Source organism: Pseudomonas sp. FP1154 (assembly GCF_030687245.1).
In the GTDB taxonomy this organism is placed as follows: Bacteria; Pseudomonadota; Gammaproteobacteria; order Pseudomonadales; family Pseudomonadaceae; genus Aquipseudomonas; species Aquipseudomonas rhizophila.
Window position 1 is genome coordinate 3,119,696 of sequence record NZ_CP117465.1, and the last position, 22,688, is coordinate 3,142,383.

Sequence of the window (22,688 nt, forward strand, 5' to 3'; positions counted from 1 at the left end):
CGCCCTGCATACGCCCCGCAACCGCTCACCAGGTCAGGTAAAACATCCCCTTGGCCAACAGCACGATTGCCAGCAGATGAATGAACACGCTGGTATGGATGATCTGCACGTAACGGGCGTTCATGCGGGCGCTTCTGAACAGCCACATGGCCCAGAGGAAATGCCCGAGTACGCTGCCCGCCAAGGCTATTTTCAGGCCCAGCAGCAACCCGAAAGAAGACTCCCATGGCGCGGAAAGCGTCGGCCAGTACCGCAGCCAGACCATGGCAGCGCCGGCACCGAACAGCGTCAGCAACACCCAGGGCATCAACTGCCGGGCACGCCGGCTGATGCCCTGTTCCAGCAGCACCATGACTTTGGCGGGCAGCTGTTTGCGGATGCTCTCCAGGAACAGCACCTCGAAGAACACCGTGCCAATGAAAACCAGCGCGGCAAACAGGTGCAATGTCAGGAATAGCGGATAGCTCATGGGCTCCTCGGTCGCCCCTGAATCATCGGGCGATGGTTTAGTCGAGGTTATCCCGCGGCTTCGGATTGGGGGTTGATGCCAATCAAGGAAATCCGATACCGCACCTGTGGGAGCGAGCCTGCTCGCGATAGCGTCGGTTCGGCTTGCATCCCATCGACTGACACACCGCTATCGCGAGCAGGCTCGCTCCCACAAGGGTTGTGCAACCCAAAAAGCGTCAACAGAACGTTATCTGTTGCTGAAGTCGTTCCGACCGTTGATCAGCCCGTTCGTTTTTTTGACGCTCAGCCGATATGCGGTCACAACTTTTGCGCTCCTGCGGGTCATAACACGGTGGCCGCCGATGGAATATTGGCTTCTACCGTGGTTCCAGCCCGATACGGAGATAAGCTCATGATTTTCAACGTACAAAATTTTGGCGCCAAAGGAGATGGCATCACCGACGACACGGCGGCAATACAAAGTGCCATTGATGCGGCGGCTGCCGCAGGCGGCGGGCAGGTGTACATGCCGACCGGGACTTACATCGTTTCGGCCGGCGAGGAACCCTCCGACGGTTGCCTGATGCTCAAGAGCAACGTCTATTTGTACGGCGACGGCATGGGCGAAACCACCGTCAAGGTGGCCGACGGCTCCGACACCAAGATCACCGGCATCATCCGCTCGGCCTACGGTGAAGAAACCCACGATTTCGGCGTCAGCCATCTCACCATCGACGGCAATCGCGACAACACCACAGGCAAGATCGACGGCTGGTTCAACGGCTACATTCCCGGCGAAGAAGGCTACGACTCCAACGTCACCCTCGACAGCGTCGAGATCAAGGATTGCTCCGGGTACGGCTTCGACCCCCACGAGCAGACCGTCAACATGGTCATCAAGAACAGCGTGTCCCACGGCAACGGCCTGGACGGTTTTGTTGCTGACTTCCTCAGTGACAGCACCTTTGAAAACAACGTCGCCTACGACAATGACCGCCATGGTTTCAACGTTGTCACCAGCACCCACGACTTCACCCTCACCAATAACGTTGCCTACAACAACGGCGGCAACGGTATCGTGGTGCAGCGCGGCAGCGAGGACATCCCCTCCCCCAGCAACATCACCATCACCGGCGGCGAGGTGTATGGCAACGGCGGCGAAGGCGTACTGATCAAGCTGTCCAGCGACGTCACCGTCAGCGGCGTCGACATCCACGACAACGCCAGCGCCGGGATCCGCATCTACGGCAGCAACCACGTTGAAGTCATCGACAACACCCTCAACAACAACTCCCTGGGCAATCCGGTACCGGAAATCATCATCCAGTCCTACGACGACACCCTGGGCGTGTCCGGTCGCTACTTCAACGGCAGCGACAACCTGATCCAGGGCAACATCATCAGCGGCAGCGACCTGTCGACCTACGGCGTTGCCGAACGCAACGAAGACGGCACCGACCGCAATGCGATCATCGCCAACACCATCAGTCACACCAGTAAGGGCGCAACGCTGGTCTATGGCGACGGCAGCTATGTCAGCGCCACGGTACCGGTGACCACCGTGCAAGGTACCGCCGGCAACGACACCTTGCTGGGCAGCGCCGCCAACGAGATTTTCTACGGCGGTGCCGGCAATGACACCATCAATGGCGGCGCGGGTGACGACATCCTGGTGGGTGGCGCGGGCATCGACAGACTGACTGGCGGCACCGGCGCCGATACGTTTCGCTTCGCCAGCCAGTCCGACAGTTACCGCAACGCCACCACCAGCTTCGACGACACCATCACTGATTTCGACGTTACCCAGGACAAGATTGACCTCGCGGGCCTGGGCTTCACCGGCCTGGGCAATGGCCGTGGCGGCACATTGCAGATCAGCTACAGCGCCAGCAGCGACCGCACCTACATCAAGGATTACGATGCCGACGCCAGCGGCAATCGCTTCGAGCTGATTCTGTCGGGCAACCTGACCAGTACCCTGACCGCCAGCAACTTCATCTTCAATCGGGTGGTCACCGGCACCAGCGGCAGTGACTCGCTGATCGGCAGTGACTCGGCCGACACCCTGCTGGGTCTGGCGGGCAACGACAGCCTCAGTGGTGGCGCGGGCGACGACAAGCTCGACGGCGGGGCCGGCATGGACACCCTCACCGGTGGCACCGGGGCCGATACCTTTGTGTTTTCCAACCGTCTGGACAGCTACCGCAACTACAACACCGGCGGCGTCAACCTGGGCGATGTGATCACCGATTTCGATGTCAGCGCCGACAAGATCGATCTGTCGGCCATGGGCTTCACCGGCCTTGGTGACGGCAAGAACGACACCGTGTACGTGGTACTCAACAGCGCCGGGACCAAGACCTACATCAAATCCCTGACCGCCGACGCCAATGGCAACCGCTTCGAAGTGGCGCTGGAGGGTAACTACCTCGACACATTGACCAGCGCCAATTTTGTCTTCGCCACCGCCTCGCCCACCAATCAGGCACCGGTGTTGGCCACGCCGTTGCTGGATCAGAATGCGACCGAAAACACTCCGTTCAGCTACGTGGTGCCAGCCACCAGTTTTACCGACCCGGACAACGACAGCCTCAGCTATACCGCCACCCTCGCCAACGGCAGCGCCCTGCCCGGCTGGCTGGTGTTCGATGCCGCCAGCCGCACATTCAGCGGCACGCCAACCGATACAGCATCAGGCACGTATTCCATACAGGTCACGGCGACCGACGGCAGCAACGCCACCGTCAGCGACAGCTTCACCCTGGCGGTGCAGGACGTGCCCGCCGCGCCCATCGTGATCAATGGCACGCCGAACAACGACACGTTGACCGGTACCGCGGCCAACGAACAACTGTATGGCGGCGCCGGTAACGACACCCTCAATGGCGGGGCTGGCAACGACATTCTGGTGGGCGGCACTGGCGTGGACAAACTCACCGGCGGCGCGGGTGCCGACGTGTTTCGCTATACCTCCAAACTCGACAGCTACCGCACCAGTTCCACCAGCGCCAGTGACCAGATCCTCGATTTCGACGTGGCCGCCGACAAGATCGATGTATCGGCCCTCGGCTACACCGGACTGGGCAATGGCCAGGGCGGCACACTGCAGGTGACCTACAGCAGCTCGACCAACCGCACCTACCTCAAAGACCTCACGGTCGATGCCAACGGCAACCGTTTCGAAGTGTCGTTGGCGGGTAACCTGGTCAGCAGCCTGACCGCAAGTCATTTCGTCTTCGCCGACGAGAACACCCCCAGCAATGTGGCGCCCGTGGTGGTTATCCCCCTGCTCGACCAGAACGCCACCGAAAGTACGCCGTTCACCTACACCGTGACCTCCGACAGCTTCAGCGACGCCAATCAGGATGTGCTGACCTACACCGCCACCTTGGCCGATGGCAGCGCCCTGCCCGCCTGGCTGAGCTTCAATGCCAGCAATCTGACTTTCGCTGGCACACCCACCAGCACGGCGGCAGGCAACTACAACGTACTGGTCAAGGCCACCGATCCGTCAGGTGCCTCGGTGAGCGACAGCTTCGCCCTGGCAGTGGCCGATGCGCCGGACAATACCATCACCGGAACCAACAACGCCGAATCCCTCACTGGCACCGCGGGCGCGGACTTGATCCTCGGCCTGGGCGGCAACGACACGATCAGGGCCGGCACTGGCGCGGACATTGTCGATGGTGGCGCCGGTCGCGACTCGTTGTACGGTGGCGACGGTGCCGACACCTTCCGCTACACCAACGTGCTCGACAGCTATCGCGACTACGACACCGGCGGGGTCACGGCCACGGACACGATCTATGACTTCACCGTGGGTGTCGACAAGATCGATGTCTCCGGCCTGGGCTATCTCGGCCTCGGCAATGGCAGCAACGGCACGCTGTACATGACCCTCAACTCGGCCGGCGACAAGACCTACATCAAATCCAGCGAAGCGGACGCCGACGGCAATCGCTTCGAAATCGCCCTCAGCGGTAACTACCTCAACACCCTGACCGCCGATGACTTCGTGTTCGGCGAGCGCGCCCAGCAGGACATCCTCTACCTGCCGACCCTCGGCCAGTCCAATGCGCGCCTGCTGCGCATGACCGAGGACGACGATCAGTCCGGTACGTCGATGCTGGTCAATGACCTGAGCAAGTACACCCCTTATGACGTACGCAGTCAGTTCGAGGATGCCGACGGCAATGGCATCGACATCGCGGTGGGTGGCAGTACGGTCAATGGCCTGTCGACCCTGGGCGCCGAGGAGCTCAAGTTGTGCTGGTGGCTGACCGACACCAACCAACCGGGGCCTGCGCTGTTGCGCGCCGTGGCGTTGTTGCAGGATCAGCTTGCCGAGCTCAGGGCCATCGACAACGTCACCATGGGCATCGTTTGGGGCCAAGGCGAGGAAGCGGCCCAGGAAATCGCCCGCGCCTCCGACAAGGAAGCTGCGGCGGCAGCCTACAAGACCGCAACGCTGGCCGTGTTTGATTACCTGCACGCCCAGTTCGGCAGTTTCAACGTGTACCTGATGGAGACCGGGCACTACCAACAGGACGCGGCGCGTGCCCGTGGCTATTCGGAAGAAAAGATCGCCGACATTGTCGAAGGTGTCGGTTATGTCCGCGCCACCCAGGAGGCCATCGCCGCCGAGCGCGCGGACGTGAAACTGGCCGTGGACTACACCGATCTGCCCTTGCGCTACGAAGTCGACCCACTGGTGTATCCCGACGACGTCTGGCACTTGCACGAGGAATCGGCGGAAATCGTCGGCCAGCGCCTGGCCGATTACATCGCCGATGACTTGGGTTTCCAGGGCAATCCTGATGACAACAACAGCGTGCAGGACATATTCGACGATGCCCAGAACGAAGGCGGGATGATTTCCGGTACCGACCAGGCAGACACGCTGGTGGGCAGCTCGGGCAACGACACTCTGGACGGAGACCTGGGCGCCGACAGCTTGACCGGCGGCGACGGCAACGACATCTATGTGGTCGACAACGCGTTCGACAGCGTGGTGGAAAGCAACACCTCGACCGCACAGATCGACACGGTGCAGGCCTCGGTCAGTTGGACGTTGGGCGATAACCTGGAGAATCTGGTGCTCACCGGCGTATCGGACATCAACGGCACCGGCAATGAGCGGCGCAATTTCATCACCGGTAACGCCGCCAACAACGTGCTTGATGGCGCCGCCGGGGCCGACAGCATGAGCGGGGGCGATGGCAACGACACTTACTATGTCGACAACACCGGCGATACCGTGATCGAGACCAACAGCAACCCGGTGTCTGGCGGGATCGACAGCGTGCACAGCAGCTTGACGGCCTATACTCTCAACAACAACGTCGAAAACCTGTACATCGATACCCCCGACGCCGCCAATGGCACCGGTAATGCGTTGGACAACATACTGTTTGCCGGGGCCGGCAACAACGTGCTGGACGGCCGTGATGGCAATGACACGGTCTCGTTCGAACGGGCCATGGCCGGTGTCACGGCCACCCTGTCCACCTCCGCGCAACAGAACACCGTGGGTTCGGGCCTTGACACCTTCAAGTATGTCGAGAACCTGACCGGCAGTGCCTACGCCGACAACCTGACGGGTAACAGCGGCGCCAACGTGCTCAACGGTGGGGCGGGCAACGATACGCTGGTGGGTGGCTCGGGCGATGACCGGTTGATCGGCGGCGCAGGCACTGACAGCCTGAGCGGCGGTACGGGTGCAGACACATATGCATTCGAAGCACTGTCGGACATGGGCATCGGGGCGCTACGCGATGTCATCAGCGGCTTCAAGAGCACCGAGTTCGACCAACTGGACTTCACTGGGTTGGACGCCAATCCGCTGACCGCCGAGATCGACACCTTCACGTTCATTGGCAGCAATGCCTTTAGCGCCGATGCCACCGGTCAACTGCGCTTTGCCGATGGCATCCTCTACGGCAGTGTAAATGCCGACGCCAGCGCCGAGTTCGAATTCGAACTGGTGGGGGTCAAGGAGCTGCATGCCAGCGACTTCACGGCCTGACGGGAGCAGGCAGATCGATCAACCATCAGGAACCGGGGCTCTGGCGGAAACTCACCGCCAGCCGGTTCCAGCTGTTGATGGTGCTGATCGCCAGCGTGAGGTCGACCAGTTCCTCCTCGCTGAACACGGCGCGGGCCTGGGCAAAGACCTCATCCGGCACCTGGCTTTCGGCCAACAGCGTTACCGCCTCGGTCCAGGCCAGGGCGGCGCGTTCGCGGGGGGTGAAAAAGCCACTGTCGCGCCACACCGCCACGGCGAACAGGCGCCGCTCGCTCTCACCCAGGCGACGCGCATCCACCGAATGCATGTCGGTGCAAAACGCACAGCCGTTAAGCTGCGAGGCACGGATCTTGATCAGATGCAGCAATCCCGGCTCTATACTCAGGCGACTGCTTAGCGCCTCAAGGCCAATCATGGCTTTCATCGCCCCTGGGGACGCACTGTAGTAATCCAGACGCTGGCTCATGGCGCAATTCCGTGCTGATCGGTATCTCCACGGTAGGCCGTGAGCACGCTGCGCGACAGATCCAATGTGTCGAAAAAAACCGGACCAGTTCATAGCAGACCAATCAGCGCGATTTTCTCCACGCAACTTCTATGCATACGCACAATGCGGTTAATCTTGCGCCTTTGCGGGCTAGCGCCACACAATCGCCCAGGAGCGCGCGGGTATGGAACTTCATGTTGTCATCAACGGCCGCAAAGACCTGGCGGGCCAGTTGTATCAACAACTGCGCAGTGCCATCGAAAGTGGTCGCCTGGCCGCCGGCACGCAACTGCCGCCCAGCCGCTTGCTCGCTGAACAACTGGGCGTCTCGCGCAAGACCGTGTCCGACACCTACGCCCAACTGACCTACGAAAACTTTCTCACCGGCATCATTGGCAAGGGCACCTATGTCAATGCGCGCCCGGCCCCAATCGTGCGCAAACAAAGCCACCGCGAGCTGGCCGGCGCCGATGTCGTCGAGACCTGGCGCAACATGCCGGACCTGATGCGCCATCCCACCCTTGAAGGTGCGCTGCGTTATGACTTCATCGGCGGCGCCACCGGCAAAGGCCAGTTTCCCCTGGACGACTGGCGACGTTGTACCGCCCACGCCTTGCGCCAGATCGCCAGCGCCAAGGGCTTCTACAGCCAGCCCGAGGGTTTGCCGGCGCTGCGCAATGCCATTGCCCGGCATATTGCGTTTTCCCGCGGGGTCAATTGTCAGGACGATGACGTGGTGGTGTGCAACGGCGCACAACAGGCCCTGGATCTGATCTCGCGGGTCTTGACCCGGTCGGGCAGCCTGGTGGCCATGGAGGACCCGGGCTATCCACCAGCACGCCTGCTGTTTGGCTCCCACGGCGCCACGGTGGTCGGTATACCGGTGGATGACCAGGGCATGCGGGTGGACCTCATTCCCGACGGCACAAGCCTGATTTATGTGACGCCGTCCCACCAGTTTCCCTTGGGCATGCCCATGAGCCAGGCCCGCCGCGAGGCCTTGCTGGCGCGGGCCTACGAGTTGGGGGCAATCATCATCGAGGATGATTACGACAGCGAATTTCGTTACGAAGGCCGGCCGGCCGACTCACTGCAAAGTATGGACGACCGCGGGATCGTGGCCTACGTCGGCACCTTCTCGAAAACGCTGTTGCCGGAGCTGCGCCTCGGTTACGCGATCCTGCCACCGGCGATCCTCGAAGCGGTGATCCTGGCCAAGCGCCTCACCGATCAACACACCTCCACCCTGCCCCAGTGGGCACTGGCCAAGTTCATCGCCGAGGGCTGCCTGCTCAAGCACATCCGCCGCTGCCACACGCTGTATGCCGGCCGCCGCGAGCGAATCCTGGCGCGCATGGCTGGGGACCTGTCGCCCTGGTTCGAGGCGGTTCCCACCACCGCAGGCTTCCACCTGGCCGTGCTGTGCAAGGTGCCCATCGATCTGGCACTGGTGATCGAACTGGCGAAAAAAGCCGAAGTCGGGCTGTACCGCCTCGATGGCTTTTTCAACGACGCCCCGGTGCGGCCGGGTCTGTTCTTCGGTTTTGGCGCCATCGAAATCCTCGACATCGACACCGCCCTGGACCGCTTGCGGGACATCTTGCAGCAGGTCGCCTGAGCCATTGGACTGGACATTTATCCGCCCATTGGCTGTTTTAGCCTCGTAAATACAGGCCTATCCTGCAGGGGTCTCGTTGATTGTCGAGCCAATCCCGTCCGACTTGATTCAGGAGCCAGAGCCATGACTCGCCAGGTGATCAATACCGTACAGGTCCAAGCCGCCGCCGGGCGCTCGGAAGAACTGGGCCGCCAGTTGCAGCAAATCGTCGAAACCCTGCGTGCACAACCGGGGTGCGATGCCTACATGGTCGACCGTTGCCCGGACGACGGTGACCGCTGGACCGTCAGCGCCCGCTGGCAATCGGAAGCGGCGATGCAAGCCCATTTCAACTGCCCTGAAGTGCAAGGGTTCATCGGCCTGATCGACAACCGGCTGGCTCGAAGCGTGGACTTCAACCGCTGACCTTTGTCTTGGGGTGGATCGCGGCATTGGTCTACCCGCCTTCCGAAAGATTGGACGTTTGTTTGCCCCTCCGTGGGGCTTAGGGTGAATCCATCGCTGCCACAGCGCGAACTCACTCAAACCCACGAAGGTCATTGCCATGAAAACCCTCTGCCTGATCGCCACCCTCAGCCTGCTGCCTCTGGCCCCGGTCTATGCCCACGAAACCGCACCCTCGGAAAAGGTCAACGTGCTGCAGGAGAAGATGCTGAAGAACCTGCCTGGTAAAAAAGCCATGATGCTGACCGTCGACTACGCCCCCGGCCAGTCGTCCGTCGCCCACAAACATGAAGGAACAGCCATGGCCTATGTGCTGGAAGGCGCCATCACCTCCCAGGTCAAAGGCGAGCCGGCGACCACCTACAAGGCCGGGGAGTTCTGGTACGAAGCCGCGGGTTCCGAGCATCTGGTTTCGAAAAACGCCAGCTCGACCGAGCCGGCGAAACTTTTGGTGTTCATGGTGATGGGCAAGGATGAGGCGGTGTTGATTCCGCTGAAGAACTAACACCTTTGAGCCCCCTGTGGGAGCGAGCCTGCTCGCGATAGCTGGGTGTCAGTCAACATCAATGTCGCGGGTCAAACGCCATCGCGAGCAGGCTCGCTCCCACAGGGGCTCTGCGCTCCAACCAATCGCGTATTACAAACGCAAAAAAGCCCCGCATCTCTCAATGCGGGGCTTTTTCATTCAACGCCGGATCAGTTGGCCGGCAGGACCGGTTGACCACTCAACGCCAGGTCCAGCAGTTCGCGGTTGGCGACCGCGTACATGGCGTAGTCCGTGCCACTGGCGGCACGGATGTCCACCAGCATGGCGCGCCAGCGCTCGACCATGTCGTGATGCTGCTCCAGCCACAGCGCCAGGCGTGTTTCCACCTCCTGGGTGCCGTCGCCCTGCTGCAGGACCGAAATGGTGATCGCCCGTTGCTGCCAGTCGACATCATCGCGGAACGCTTCACGGGCCAGGGCTTGCCAGTTGTTTTCCACCGGCAGCGCGCTGATCTGTTGCAAGTACCAGGTGATGTCCAGGGCACTGCCTACCGCGAAGTAGGCCTTGGCCACATCGGCGGCGTTCTGGCCGGTGACATCAGATGCCTCGATGATCGGCAGCAAGGTGTACAGGTGCGTAGTGCCTGCAACCATGCGTGCCAGCAGTTCCGGCACGCCGGCTGCTACGTAGGCCTGGTAGCGGGTCTGCCAGCCTTCGCGGGTCGGGCCTTCCAGCAGTTCGTCGAGCTTGAGGCCCAGCGCCGCCAGGTGCGGACCGAAGTGAGCAACATCACGGGCAGCGTTCTGCTCGTTGCGGCGGCTGCGCAGGAACCAGCGCGTCGCACGACGACCCAGGCGCATCAGCTCGTCCATCAGCTCCAGTTGCACGTCAGCCGACACCTGGTGATCCAGGGCTTCAATCTGACGGAACCAGTGCGGGAGATGGAAGATGTCCCGCACGATCACGTAAGCGCCAGCCACGTTCGCCGGGCTCATGCCGGTGGACTCTTTGAGCCGTTGAACGAAGGTGATGCCCATGTGGTTGACCAGGTCGTTGGCGATCTGGGTGCTGACGATCTCACGCTTGAGGCGATGGCGACGCATGGCTTCGGAGAACTTGCTCACCAGTGTCGGCGGGAACGCGGTCTCCATGTCACGGGTCAGGTAGTCGTCATCCGGCACCTGGGAGTTGAGCAGCGCTTCCTTGAGGTCGATCTTGCTGTAGGAGATCAGCACCGACAGTTCGGCACGGGTCAGACCTTGGCCCGCCGCGACGCGTTCCGCCAGTTGCTCTTCGGCCGGCAGGAACTCGATGGCGCGATCCAGCTTGCCTCGTGCCTCCAGATCGTTCATCAGGCGCTTGTATTCGGCAATGCGCACGAATGCGCGGCGTGCCGCCAAGGACAGGGCCTGGGTCTGCTTGTAGTTGTTGCTCAACACCAGGCCACCGACTTCGTCGGTCATGCTGCCAAGCAACTGGTTACGTTGCTTCTCGGTCATGTCGCCGGCCTGCACCACTTCGTTGAGCAGGATCTTGATGTTCACTTCGTGGTCGGAGCAGTCCACACCACCGGCGTTGTCGATGAAGTCGGTGTTGGTGGCACCGCCATGCAGGCCGAACTCGACACGACCCAGTTGAGTCATGCCCAGGTTGCCACCCTCGCCCACCACTTTGCAGCGCAGTTCGTTGCCGTTCACGCGCAGCGCATCGTTGGCCTTGTCGCCCACATCGGCGTGGCTTTCGCTGCTGGCCTTGACGTAAGTACCGATACCGCCGTTCCACAACAGATCCACCGGCGCCTTGAGCAAGGCGTTGAGCAGCTCGGTCGGGGTCAGTTTGTCGGCCTTGATGTCGAAGCGTTCTTTCATCTGTGGCGAGATGGCGATGCTCTTGGCGCTACGCGAGAAGATACCGCCGCCTTCGGACATGATGCTGGTGTCGTAGTCGGTCCAGGCCGAACGCGGCAGGTCGAACAGACGCTTGCGCTCGGCGAAGCTGCTGGCAGGCTCCGGGTTCGGGTCGATGAAGATGTGCAGGTGGTTGAAGGCTGCCACCAGTTGCAACTTGTCAGACATCAACAGACCGTTACCGAACACGTCGCCGGCCATGTCGCCAACGCCCACCACGGTGATGCTGTCTTCCTGGACATTGATACCGCGCTCACGGAAGTGACGCTGTACGCCGACCCACGCGCCCTTGGCGGTAATGCCCATTTTCTTGTGGTCGTAGCCGGCAGAACCGCCGGAAGCGAACGCATCGCCGAGCCAGAAGCCGTAGTCGATGGCGATGCCGTTGGCGATGTCGGAGAAGGTTGCAGTGCCTTTGTCCGCAGCCACTACCAGGTACGGGTCATCGTCGTCATGACGCACAACATTGGTCGGCGGAACCAGTGCGCCTTCCTTGAGGTTGTCGGTGATGTCCAACAGGCCGGAAATGAAGATGCGATAGCACGCCACGCCTTCGGCGGCGATCTCGTCCCGGCCACCACCCAGCGGCAGGCGTCGCGGCAGGAAACCACCTTTGGCGCCGACTGGCACGATCACCGAGTTCTTCACTTGCTGGGCCTTGACCAGACCCAGCACTTCGGTGCGGTAGTCTTCTTCACGGTCGGACCAGCGCAGGCCACCGCGAGCAACGTTACCGAAGCGCAGGTGCACGCCTTCGACCCGAGGCGAATACACGAAGATCTCGAACTTGGGCACCGGTTTCGGCAGTTCCGGGATCAGGTGCGGGTTGAACTTGAAGCTGAAGTAGGACTTGTTCTGCCCGTTGGCGTCGGTCTGGTAGAAGTTGGTCCGCAGGGTGGCCTTGATCAGGTCCAGGTAGCGACGCAGGATGCGGTCTTCGTTGAGCACCTGAACGTCGTCCAGTGCCGTGAGGATCGCCTGTTCCAGACGCAACTGCTTGTCTTCCAGGTCGTCGCCGCTGAGTTTGCGCGCCAGGTAGAAGCGGGTCTTGAACAACCGGGTCAGTTCACGAGCGATGTCGGTGTGGTTGTTCAGGGTACTGGCGATGTAACCCAGGTCGAAGCCCAGGCGGATCTGCTTCAGGTAACGGGCGTAGGCACGCAACAGCGCCACGTCGCGCCATGGCAGGCCGGCGGTCAGCACCAGGCGGTTGAATGCATCGTTCTCGGCATCGCCACGCACGATGTGGACGAAGGCGTCCTGCAAGGTGTCGTTGAGCTGCTGGATGTCCAGGTCCAGGCCTTCGGCGGCGGTGAACGCGAAATCATGAATCCAGAACTCGCGGCCATTGGTGTGGCGCAGGCGGTACGGGAACTCGCCCAGCACACGCAGGCCGAGGTTTTCCAGGATCGGCAGCACGTCGGACAGCGCCAGCGGCGTGTCGGCGTGATACAGCTTGCAGTGCAGCTCGCGCTGGCCGGACACCTGGCCCAGCGGCTGGTAGAAGCTCATGACCAGCGGATTTTTTTCGTTCAGGCTCAGCAGGTGCTGCATGTCGACCACGGCCGAGTGCGCGGCAAAACGCTCGCGGTAGCCGGCCGGGAAGCCTTTCGGGAAATCGGACAGCACGTTGGTGCCATGGGCTTCGCCGAAGCTTTCGATCACCAGACTGGCGTAGTCGTCCTTCCAGCTGCGGCAGGCCTGCACCACTTCCTTTTCCAGCAAGACCGGGTCGATGTCGAGACGGTTCTTCGGGTCTACCCGCAGGATCAGCTGTACACGGGCCAGCACGGATTCGGAGAAGAAGGTCCAGAACTCGCAGTCCGAGGCCTTCAGACGCTCCATCAGCACTTGCTGGATCTTCTGGCGCACTTCGGTGGAATAGATGTCGCGCGGCACGTAGGCCAGGCAGTAGCAGAAACGGCCATACGGGTCTTTGCGCAGGAATACGCGGATCTTGTTGCGTTCCTGGATCTGCACGATGGACATCACGGTGCTGAACAGCTCGTCCACCGGGGTCTGGAACAGATCGTCACGGGGCAGCACTTCGACCACCTGGGCCAGTTCCTTGCCCAGGTGCGCCTTGGCCTGGAAGCCCGAGCGACGTTCGATTTCCTCGACCTTGCGGCGGATGTAAGGGATGACGCGCACGCTTTCGCCATACACCGAGGAGGTGTACAGGCCCATGAAGCGGCATTCCTTGATGACCTTGCCATCGGCGTCGATCTCACGGATCGATACGTAGTCCGGGTAAGCCGGACGGTGTACACGGCTCGGGTGTGCGGCCTTGGCGAACGACAGCGGGGTCGGTTCACGCAGGTAATTGACGGCGTAGTCTTCAATGCGCAGGTCATCGACCGTGAGGCCGGCACGCAACAGTTTGGTCAGGCCGAGGAACGAATCGGCGTCGTATTCGATATGGCCGCCATCGGCGTCATCACGAACCACGAACTCTTCATAGCCAAGGAAGGTGAAGTGGTTACCCACCAGCCATTCCAGGAAACTCTTGATTTCACCTTTTTCGTCGGCATCGATGGCATAGGCACTGTTGTCCAGGCTGGACAGAATATCCTGGACCTTGGCTTTCATCGGCTCGAAATCAGCCACCGCCACGCGCACTTCGCCCAGCACCTGCTCAAGTTCCTTGCTCAGGACGTTGAGTTCGGCGGCGTTGGCGCAGCGGTCGATTTCAAGATACATCAGGGATTCTTGGAGGATGCCATCGCCCTGGGTGCCTTTGGGCAGGATCTCCAGCAACTCGCCCTTGTTGCCGCGACGCACGCTCAACACGGTGGTTTGCAGGGTATGGATGCTGTAACCGCGACGGTTCAGTTCGGTGCGGACCGAATCCACCAGAAATGGCAGGTCGTGGTGCAACACTTCCACTGCCGTATGGGTCGACTGCCAGCCGTGGCGTTCGTAATCCGGGTTGTAGACGCGGACCTGCGGCTGCGCATGATCGAAGCGCTCAAGCAGGCGCCAGGCAGACAGGGTGCAGCCGGCGAGGTCGGACAACCGGCGCTGGGTAAGTTCATCGAGGGAAATGATGCCGAAGAATTGTTCAGCGAACAGCGCCACTTGTGGCAGTGCCTGTTCACTGATGTGCTGCGCCAGTGCCGCTTGCAGTTGGTGCTGGAAGTCGGCTTTGCTGGCTGCGGTGAAGAACGCCATCTGTGGTACTCCGCTTGGGCTTGTTATTGATGGAAGCGTCGCGTGCAGCCCTTTTTCAGGGCTGTCGGCCATCCTGTTCCTGATTCTCGGGCAGAGGAAACAGGACGACAGGTGGGTGAAGCTGGACAAGACCGGCAGGTCACATCCTTTTCCATGTAATTTCCATGTAATGGACACCTGCAAAAAGCCCTCGTGGTGCCCTTTGCAGGTGTACATCCGCCGTGCAGCTTAACGAGTGCGACAATGTGCCTGCTTGCAGCGCTGCGACATATTCGGTCAACGGCAAGCTAAACAGCCGGTTTGCATCGAACAACCGTAGCAGCCCGGCGAGCAAAACGGCACCTGGCGCGGTGAAATTGCGCGCATATTCTGCGTGTGACTGCAGTAATCCAGCAGAAAGTCGTTCGGGCTGGCAAAATCCACTTTATTTGCGCCCAGCAAGGCTCATCGAGCCAGGAGCCATCACCATGCAAATGACCACCGCCCTTCTGATCGCCAATCCATGCGACGAGGAAGAAGACAACATGGCCATGCTGTGCTGCCACAGCACCCAGGGCGAAATGTTCCTGATGACCCGCTACCCCGACGAAGACGAACTGGAAATCGCCCTGGAGGGTGAGCCTTCGACACTGGAAGGCGTCAAAGTGACCCTCAGCCCGACCCTGCTGAAAATCGAAATTGCCGCATCGGACGCCGATGTGCTGAACGGCGATGATGTGCTGGAGATCAGCCACGACACCGATGCAGCGGACCTGGCGGAAGTGGAATTGACGTTGCAGAACATCCTCAAGGGGACGGGCACCTATATAAGCCAGCTCTGATTCCAAAGGCGACCGCCCCCCTGTGGGAGCGAGCCTGCTCGCGATGGCGGCATGTCTGAAACGAAAATGCTGGATGTGCCGGTCTCTTCGCGAGCAGGCTCGCTCCCACAATGGATCCGTGGTGTTCCTTGTTCCTGCGTCCACCGCCAATTCCCTGTGGGAGCAAGCTTGCTCGCGATGGCGGTGGATCAGGCCGCATTGAAAGTTGAATGTACCGCTGTCATCGCGAACAAGCTCAGTTCCCACACAGACTCAAAACCGATCACAAATCCGCACACCAAACAAAATCCCGTTAGTCGCCACCCCCCGCCATGCATTAAAGTAACGCCCCCAGCCCCGACGTTATCCGAACGCCTGGGCCACCCTTTCCAGGAACAGTCACCGATGGAACATCGTGAAGCGCTGCTGGCGCTGCGAACCTTTCTTTCAACGCAGATCCTCGGCCAGGAAAAACTCATCGAGCGTCTGCTCATCGCCCTGCTCGCTGACGGCCACATGCTGGTGGAAGGCGCGCCGGGGCTGGCCAAGACCAAGGCCATCAAAGAGCTGGCCGAGGGCATTGAAGCGCAGTTCCATCGTATTCAGTTCACCCCCGACCTGCTGCCCGCCGACATTACCGGCACGGAAATCTACCGCCCGGAAACCGGCAGTTTCGTGTTCCAGCAGGGGCCGATCTTCCACAACCTGGTGCTGGCGGACGAAATCAACCGTGCCCCGGCCAAGGTCCAGTCGGCCTTGCTCGAAGCAATGGCCGAGCGCCAGGTCAGCGTCGGGCGCAGCACGTACGAGCTGTCGCCCCTGTTTTTGGTGATGGCCACGCAAAACCCGATCGAGCAGGAAGGCACCTACCCGCTGCCCGAGGCCCAGCTCGACCGCTTCCTGATGCACGTCAAGATCGGCTTCCCGGATGCCGCGGTGGAGCGTCGTATTCTGCAGCAGGCCCGAGGTGAAGCGCTGCACGGCGAAACCAAGCCCGAGCGCCGCGTGAGCCAGCAGGCTATTTTCTCCGCTCGCAAGGAGATCCTCGGGTTGTACATGGCCGACGCCGTGGAGGAATATCTGGTGCAACTGGTCATGGCCACCCGTACGCCGGCCAAGTTCGACCCGGAAATGGCCGAATGGATCGCCTACGGCGCCAGCCCGCGAGGCTCCATTGCCCTGGACCGCTGCGCCCGTGCCCACGCCTGGCTCGCCGGCCGCGACTTCGTCAGCCCCGAAGACATCCAGGCCGTGCTGTTCGACGTGCTGCGCCATCGCATCATTCTGTCGTTCGAAGCCGAAGCTGCCGGTATTGACCAGGACCGCGTCGTGCAGCGGATTCTCGACGTCGTCGCCGTCGCTTGAGTAGCCAGCCATGAACAACCCACTGGCGCCCGTACCGGGCATCCGCGTCAGCCTTTCGGAGCTGATCGAGATGCGCCATCGCGTGCGTGAAGTGCAGTTGTTCTCGACGCCGGGCCAACGTAGCCCACTGATCGGCCTGCACCACTCCAAACTGCGCGGGCGCGGCGTGGATTTCGATCAGGTGCGGGTCTATCAGGCCGGCGACGACGTACGCACCATTGACTGGCGCGTGACCGCTCGTACTCAGGAGCCCCACACCAAGCTGTTTCATGAGGAGCGGGAGCGGCCGATCTTCATCATGATCGAGCAAAGCCATCGGCTGTTCTTCGGCTCGGGGCTGATGTTCAAGTCGGTGCTCGCGGCCCAGGCCGCCAGCCTGATCGGCTGGGCCGCCCTGGGGCACAACGACCGGGTCGGCGGGCTGGTGTTCGGAGATAACACCCATTACGAGGTTAAGCCCCGGCGCAGCAAACAGAGCCTTCTGCAACTGCTGAACCGCCTGGTGCGGGTCAATCAATCGCTGCATACCGAGGGCGAAGCGGACCGCGATTCGTTCGGCAACGCCTTGCGCCGGGCCCGGGAAGTATTGCGCCCTGGCAGCCTGGTGATCGTGATTTGCGATGAGCGCGCGCTGTCCGACAGCGCCGAGCAACAGTTGAGCCTGCTGTCACGCCATTGCGACCTGTTGCTGTTGCCGCTTTCGGATCCGCTGGATCACGCCCTGCCCGCCGCCGGATTGCTGCGTTTCGCCCAGCGCGGCGCGCAGTTGGAACTCGACACCCTGAATTTCGAACTGCGCCAGACCTATCGCGCCCAGGCCGAGGCGCGCCAGGAGCGCTGGGAATTGCTGGCCCAGAAGCTGCGGATTCTGCTCATGCCCCTGAGCACCCAGGGCGACATGGTCGAACAGCTACGCGAATACCTGAACCCCAAGCGGTCGGGGAAAAGCCGATGAGCAGTCTCGATCAACTGCAGCCACTGATCACGCCGCCACCCATCGGCTTCTGGCCTCCCGCGCCGGGCTGGTGGCTGCTGCTGGTGGTGTTGCCGTTGCTGGGGTTTGGACTGTGGCAATTGCGCCGGTTCCTTCCCGCCAAGCGCTCCACCGTGCGCGCCGAGCAACCCCTGGACCCTGCGCGCCTGGCCGCGCTGGCGGAACTCGCCCAACTGCCCAAACCCTACGATGGCGCCCCTGCCGGCGCCTGGCTGCAACAGCTCAACGGGCTGCTCAAGCGCCTGTGTCGCAACCACTACCCGTACAGCCAGAGTCACACCCTCAACGGACGTAAATGGCTGGCTTTCCTGGATAACCGCTGCCCGGCGGCAGGCCTGACCCGCTGGATGGTGCTGGTGGAAGGCGCCTACAAACCCGAATGCAAGCTCGATGACAAAGCCATTGCCGGCCTGACCCAAGCCGTCGAAATCTGGATTCGCAAACATGTTTGAGTTCGCCTGGCCGTGGATTTTCGCGATGTTGCCGCTGCCCTGGCTGATGCGCCTGGTGCTGCCGGCGGCCGACAGTGGCGAGCCGGCCCTCAGGGTCAGTTTCCTGGGCGACCTCGAAGGTCTCGTGGGGCGCCGGGCCCGAAGCAATCTGCCGACCTGGCGTCAGCAGGCACCCTTCATCCTGCTCTGGCTGCTGTTGCTGATTGCCGCTGCCCGCCCGCAATGGTTGGGCGAGCCGTTGCCGATCGCAGCCAGCGGTCGTGACCTGTTGGTGGCGGTGGATGTCTCGGGGTCCATGGACTTTCCCGATATGCGCTGGCAAGACGAGGAAATCAGTCGCCTCGCGCTGGTCCAGCACCTGCTGGGAGATTTTCTCGAGAGCCGCGAAGGTGATCGGGTCGGCCTGATCCTGTTCGGCAGCCAGGCCTACCTCCAGGCACCGCTGACCTTCGACCGTCGCACCGTGCGGCTGTGGCTGGATGAAGCGCGCATCGGCATCGCCGGCAAGAACACCGCTATCGGCGACGCCATCGGCCTGGCGCTCAAGCGCCTGCGTCAACGTCCGGCAAACAGCCGCGTGTTGATCCTGGTGACCGATGGCGCCAACAACGGCGGGGAAATCGACCCGCTGACCGCCGCGCGGCTGGCCGCCGAAGAAGACGTGAAGATCTACCCGATTGGCATTGGCGCCGATCCGGAAGAAAGTGGCACAGCAGGGTTTGTCGGGGTCAACCCGAGCCTGGACCTCGACGAAGCGACACTCAGGGAAATTGCCCAAACCACGGGCGGCCAGTATTTCCGCGCCCAGGATGGCCAACAGTTGCTGGCGATCAAGACCACCCTCGACCAGCTCGAACCGGTGACCCAGCAGCCGACCCAAGCACGACCCGCCCAGGCGCTTTACCAATGGCCCCTGGCCGTTGCGCTGCTGCTGAGCGTGTTGCTGGTAGCCCGGGAACGCTGGCCGGACAATCCTTTGCAGCGCCTGCTCACCCAGCCATTGTTCCAACCGGCAGAACATTCCGAGTGGCGCCGGCGACTCAAGCGCATGCGTCTGGGGAAACGCCGATGATCGCTCTCTGGCCACACTGGTTGCGTCCCTGGTTCCTATTGCTGCTGCCTTTGTTGGGGTGGCTGCTGTGGCACCTGTGGCACCGGCAGAAACGCGTGGGCCGCTGGCAAATGATTCTGCCGCCGGCGTTTCATGCCGTGCTGCTCAGTGGCGGCAACGGCCGCGAAAGCAAGCTCCCGTGGGTTGCCCTTGGCCTGGGCTGGCTGTTGGTGGTGCTTGCGCTGCTGGGCCCCAGTTGGGCACGGGTCGAACAGACCAGCCAAAAACCTGCCGATCCGCTGGTGGTGGTGCTGGAATTGACGCCGCAAATGCTCGCCGCCGACGTCCCGCCCACGCGTCTGGAGCAAGCCCGGCGCAAGGTGCTGGACTTGCTTCATAGCCGCAGCGACGCCCAGACCGCAATCATCGTCTATTCCGGCAGTGCCCATACGCTGGTGCCGCTGTCCGACGACCTGTCCACCAGCGCCAACCTCCTGGAAGCACTCACCCCCTCGATCATGCCCCAGAATGGCCATCGCGCCGACCTGGCGGTCAACAAGGCCATGGCCCTGCTGGATCAGAGCGGACTTGGTCACGGTCGGATCCTGCTGATAGGTTCATCGTTGAACGAACAGGAACGCGAGCATATCCGCCAGATCCTCGATGGATCTGCCACGCAATTGCTGATGCTGGGCATCGGAACACGCGAAGGCGCCCCGGTAACCCAGGAAGATGGCAGTTACCTCAAGGATGCCCAGGGCGCGATTCTGGTACCGCGCCTGGACAGCCCGAGCCTCAAGTCCTTCCTCAATGAGCTGGACGGCCGCTATCGCCCGGCGCGCCTGGACGATAGTGACCTGCGTGGCCTGGGGCTGCTGGACGGCCCTCGCCATTTGCGCAGCGACGGTCAGACGCTGCGCCTGGATACCTGGGCGGACCATGGCTACTGGCTGCTCCTGCCGCTGTTGTTGCTGGCCGCCTGCGCCGGACGGCGCGGCTGGCTGTTCTGCCTGCCGTGGGTGTTCATGGTGCCGCAAACCGGTCATGCCTTCGAACTCCAGGACCTGTGGCTGCGCCCCGATCAACAAGGCCAGCACCTGCTCAAGCAGAAGCGTCCGGCCGAGGCTGCCGTCCACTTCGAGGACCACCAATGGCAAGGTGTGGCCCTGTATGAAGCCGGTGCCTACAGCGAAGCCGCTCGCCGCTTTGCCGAGGGCAACGACGCCCGCGCCCACTACAACCGCGGCAACGCCCTGGCCAAAAGCGGCGAACTGGACGCCGCGCTGGATGCGTACGAGCAAGCGCTGGAGTTGCAACCGGACCTGCGTCCGGCCCAAACCAACAAAGCACTGGTGCAGAGCCTGCTCAAAGAGCAGACAGCAAAACCTGCCGAACCTGAACCCAGTGAAAGTGAGCAGCCAGGGCCCGCCGAGCAAGCACCGAACGCCAATGCCCAGGCACAAACTTCTGCGCCGGGACAGCCCTCCTCCGAAGCGACCGCGACACCGGAACAATCCCAGGGCCCCCAGGCAGCGCAACCGCCTGGTGCCCAGGATGTGCCGGGCAGCGAGTTGCCTGATGAGCGGACCACGACCCCACCACTGCGCCCCGCGGCCGGCCAGCGCAACGACGAAGAACAGCGCCAGGCACTGGAACAATGGCTGCGCCAGATCCCGGATAATCCGGGCGAACTGCTCAGACGTAAATTCTGGTATGAACAGCAAAGCCATCAGGCCCAGGGAAAAAACCCATGACCCGCTTCACCGCCTACCTCCTCGTGTTGCTGCTCTGGGCATCTGGAACCCAGGCCGTACAGTTGACTGCCAGTGTGGATCGCGGGCGCCTGAATTCCGGGGAGACCGTGGAACTGACCCTGGAGTCCAATGACGCCACACTGTTCGGCAAACCCGACCTGAGCCCGCTCCAGGCGCTGTTCGAAGTGCGCGGCACCCGCCAGGTCAACCAACTGACGACTCTTGATGGCGAGAATCGCGCCACCACCCGCTGGATCGTCACCCTGCTGCCGCGCCAAAGTGGCACCGTGGTCATTCCGCCCCTGCAATTGGGCGAAGTGACCAGCCAACCGATCACCCTGCAAGTGATCGAAAGCGAAACGCGCAATGAGCCGGGCAAACTGGCCCCGGTGTTCATCGAGGCCAGCCTCGACCAGACCGACGTCTATGTGCAGGCACAGGCGATCCTGACCTTGCGCATCTACCATTCGGTGTCGCTGTACGACGACAGCAGCCTGACACCGCTGCACATTCCCGATGCCCGTACCGAGCAACTGGGCGAATCACGCACCTACGAAAAGGTCATCAACAACGTACGCCACGGCGTGATCGAACTGCGCTACGGCATCTACCCCCAACGCAGCGGCGAACTGATGATCCCGGCCCAGACCTTCAGCGCCACCCTGGTCGAGCCGGTGGCCCAGGGAACCGCGCCGTCGGGGCCCAAGCCCGGCCAGTTGATGCGGGTCAGCTCCGAGCAACTGCGCCTGACCGTCAACCCCAAGCCCGCCAGCTACCCGGCAGATGTGCCCTGGCTGCCGGCGCGCAGCCTTTCCTTGAGCGAGAGCTGGAGCCCGGAACCAACCCACAGCCAGGTGGGTGACTCCCTGACCCGCAGCCTGACCCTGGAAGCCGAGGGTCTGGCCAGCGCCCAGCTACCGCCCCTGCCAGCCACTGAAATCAGCGGCCTGCGGCGCTACCCCGACCAACCGGTACTCAGCAGTCGCAGCAGCGAGCGCGGTTTGGTGGGCAGCCGTGAAGACCGCGAGGCCCTGGTGCCCAACCGCAGCGGCACCATTGAATTGCCGCCGGTGGAAGTGGTTTGGTGGAACACCCGGGAAGACCACCTGGACCGCACCAGCCTTCCAGCGCGGACCCTGCAAGTGGCGAACAATCCGAGCCTGATGGTGGACACGCCAACAAGCACACCTCAGATTGTGACGATCGTCGACAGCGACACCTTGCGGTATTGGCAATTGAGCACTTTCATCCTGGCCTGCACCACGCTGCTGGGCTTGGGCCTGTGGTGGCGCGCCCGTTCGCAGCCGGCCATCCTGCGCGCGACCCAGGCCGGGCCGAGCCCGCGGACCTTGCTGGACGACCTCAAGCGTGCCTGCCTGGCCAACGACTCCCACGCTACACGCCAGGCGCTGGACGCCTGGGCTCGCCAGCAACCGGAAACCCTAGCCGACATGGCCGCGCGCTTCGTGCCACTGTCCGACGCCCTGGATGGCCTCAACGGCGCGCTCTACAGCGAAACGGGTCAGTATTGGCAGGGCGAAGATCTGTGGCGAGCCATTCGTACCATTCCCGCTGCGGAAGGCTTCCAGGACCCGGCCGGCGACAGTGGCTTGCCACCGCTCTACCCCAAGTGATCCCTTTGCGGGACATAGCGCTTCTGTGGCTCGCCACAGGAGTGGCGCC

General features: G+C 62.2%; 14 protein-coding genes. 11 read left to right on the forward strand and 3 right to left on the reverse strand.

Features of this window, described 5'->3' with window-relative positions:
* Positions 1-25: 25 nt before the first annotated feature.
* Positions 26-469 (reverse strand): CopD family copper resistance protein, encoded by a 444-nt coding sequence (locus tag PSH91_RS14105; RefSeq protein WP_047225813.1) that lies wholly within the window; start codon positions 467-469, stop codon positions 26-28.
* A 393-nt stretch (positions 470-862) separates the two neighbouring features.
* Between PSH91_RS14105 and PSH91_RS14110 the strand changes: the two genes are divergently transcribed.
* On the forward strand, positions 863-6,475 hold the full coding sequence (locus tag PSH91_RS14110) for a putative Ig domain-containing protein (RefSeq protein ID WP_288914652.1): 5,613 nt from the start codon (positions 863-865) through the stop codon (positions 6,473-6,475).
* Positions 6,476-6,500: 25 nt separating this feature from the next.
* On the opposite strand, the gene PSH91_RS14115 is transcribed toward PSH91_RS14110, so the two are convergent.
* Positions 6,501-6,941 (reverse strand): carboxymuconolactone decarboxylase family protein, encoded by a 441-nt coding sequence (locus PSH91_RS14115; RefSeq protein ID WP_076384471.1) that lies wholly within the window; start codon positions 6,939-6,941, stop codon positions 6,501-6,503.
* A 205-nt stretch (positions 6,942-7,146) separates the two neighbouring features.
* Here PSH91_RS14115 and PSH91_RS14120 point away from each other — a divergent pair, with 205 nt between their 5' ends.
* From PSH91_RS14120 to PSH91_RS14130, 3 genes are all read left to right on the forward strand, one after another.
* A complete protein-coding gene (locus PSH91_RS14120) occupies positions 7,147-8,580 on the forward strand; it encodes a PLP-dependent aminotransferase family protein (protein WP_076384469.1) in 1,434 nt (477 codons plus the stop codon).
* 123 nt (positions 8,581-8,703) lie between these two features.
* The gene (locus PSH91_RS14125) at positions 8,704-8,985 is read left to right on the forward strand and encodes an antibiotic biosynthesis monooxygenase family protein (protein WP_047225809.1); all 282 of its coding nucleotides are present in this window, start codon (positions 8,704-8,706) and stop codon (positions 8,983-8,985) included.
* A 139-nt stretch (positions 8,986-9,124) separates the two neighbouring features.
* Positions 9,125-9,529: a cupin domain-containing protein gene (locus PSH91_RS14130; protein ID WP_047225808.1), complete on the forward strand. Its 405-nt coding sequence runs from the start codon at positions 9,125-9,127 to the stop codon at positions 9,527-9,529.
* A gap of 191 nt (positions 9,530-9,720) precedes the next feature.
* Here the strand turns inward: PSH91_RS14130 and PSH91_RS14135 are convergent, their stop codons facing one another.
* The gene (locus PSH91_RS14135) at positions 9,721-14,589 is read right to left on the reverse strand and encodes an NAD-glutamate dehydrogenase (RefSeq protein ID WP_305465964.1); all 4,869 of its coding nucleotides are present in this window, start codon (positions 14,587-14,589) and stop codon (positions 9,721-9,723) included.
* Between the two features lie 467 nt (positions 14,590-15,056).
* On the opposite strand from PSH91_RS14135, the gene PSH91_RS14140 reads away from it, so the two are divergent.
* The 7 genes from PSH91_RS14140 to PSH91_RS14170 all read left to right on the forward strand — a co-directional run bounded on the left by PSH91_RS14140 (position 15,057) and on the right by PSH91_RS14170 (position 22,639).
* Positions 15,057-15,410 carry a hypothetical protein gene (locus PSH91_RS14140; RefSeq protein ID WP_305465965.1) on the forward strand — a complete coding sequence of 118 codons (354 nt, stop codon included), beginning with the start codon at positions 15,057-15,059 and terminating at the stop codon, positions 15,408-15,410.
* Between the two features lie 384 nt (positions 15,411-15,794).
* Entirely contained in the window at positions 15,795-16,754 is a 960-nt protein-coding gene (locus tag PSH91_RS14145; protein WP_047225799.1) for a MoxR family ATPase, read from the forward strand.
* Between the two features lie 10 nt (positions 16,755-16,764).
* Complete coding sequence (locus tag PSH91_RS14150; RefSeq protein ID WP_047225798.1) at positions 16,765-17,709, forward strand: DUF58 domain-containing protein; 945 nt, start codon at positions 16,765-16,767, stop codon at positions 17,707-17,709.
* Positions 17,706-18,200 (forward strand): DUF4381 domain-containing protein, encoded by a 495-nt coding sequence (locus PSH91_RS14155; RefSeq protein WP_173406911.1) that lies wholly within the window; start codon positions 17,706-17,708, stop codon positions 18,198-18,200. Before PSH91_RS14150 ends, PSH91_RS14155 begins: the two co-directional genes overlap by 4 nt.
* The gene (locus tag PSH91_RS14160) at positions 18,193-19,272 is read left to right on the forward strand and encodes a VWA domain-containing protein (RefSeq protein ID WP_305465966.1); all 1,080 of its coding nucleotides are present in this window, start codon (positions 18,193-18,195) and stop codon (positions 19,270-19,272) included. The genes PSH91_RS14155 and PSH91_RS14160 overlap by 8 nt, the downstream gene beginning before the upstream one ends.
* On the forward strand, positions 19,269-21,005 hold the full coding sequence (locus tag PSH91_RS14165) for a VWA domain-containing protein (protein ID WP_305465968.1): 1,737 nt from the start codon (positions 19,269-19,271) through the stop codon (positions 21,003-21,005). The genes PSH91_RS14160 and PSH91_RS14165 overlap by 4 nt, the downstream gene beginning before the upstream one ends.
* Positions 21,002-22,639: a BatD family protein gene (locus tag PSH91_RS14170; protein WP_047225794.1), complete on the forward strand. Its 1,638-nt coding sequence runs from the start codon at positions 21,002-21,004 to the stop codon at positions 22,637-22,639. Before PSH91_RS14165 ends, PSH91_RS14170 begins: the two co-directional genes overlap by 4 nt.
* The last annotated feature ends 49 nt before the right edge of the window (positions 22,640-22,688 follow it).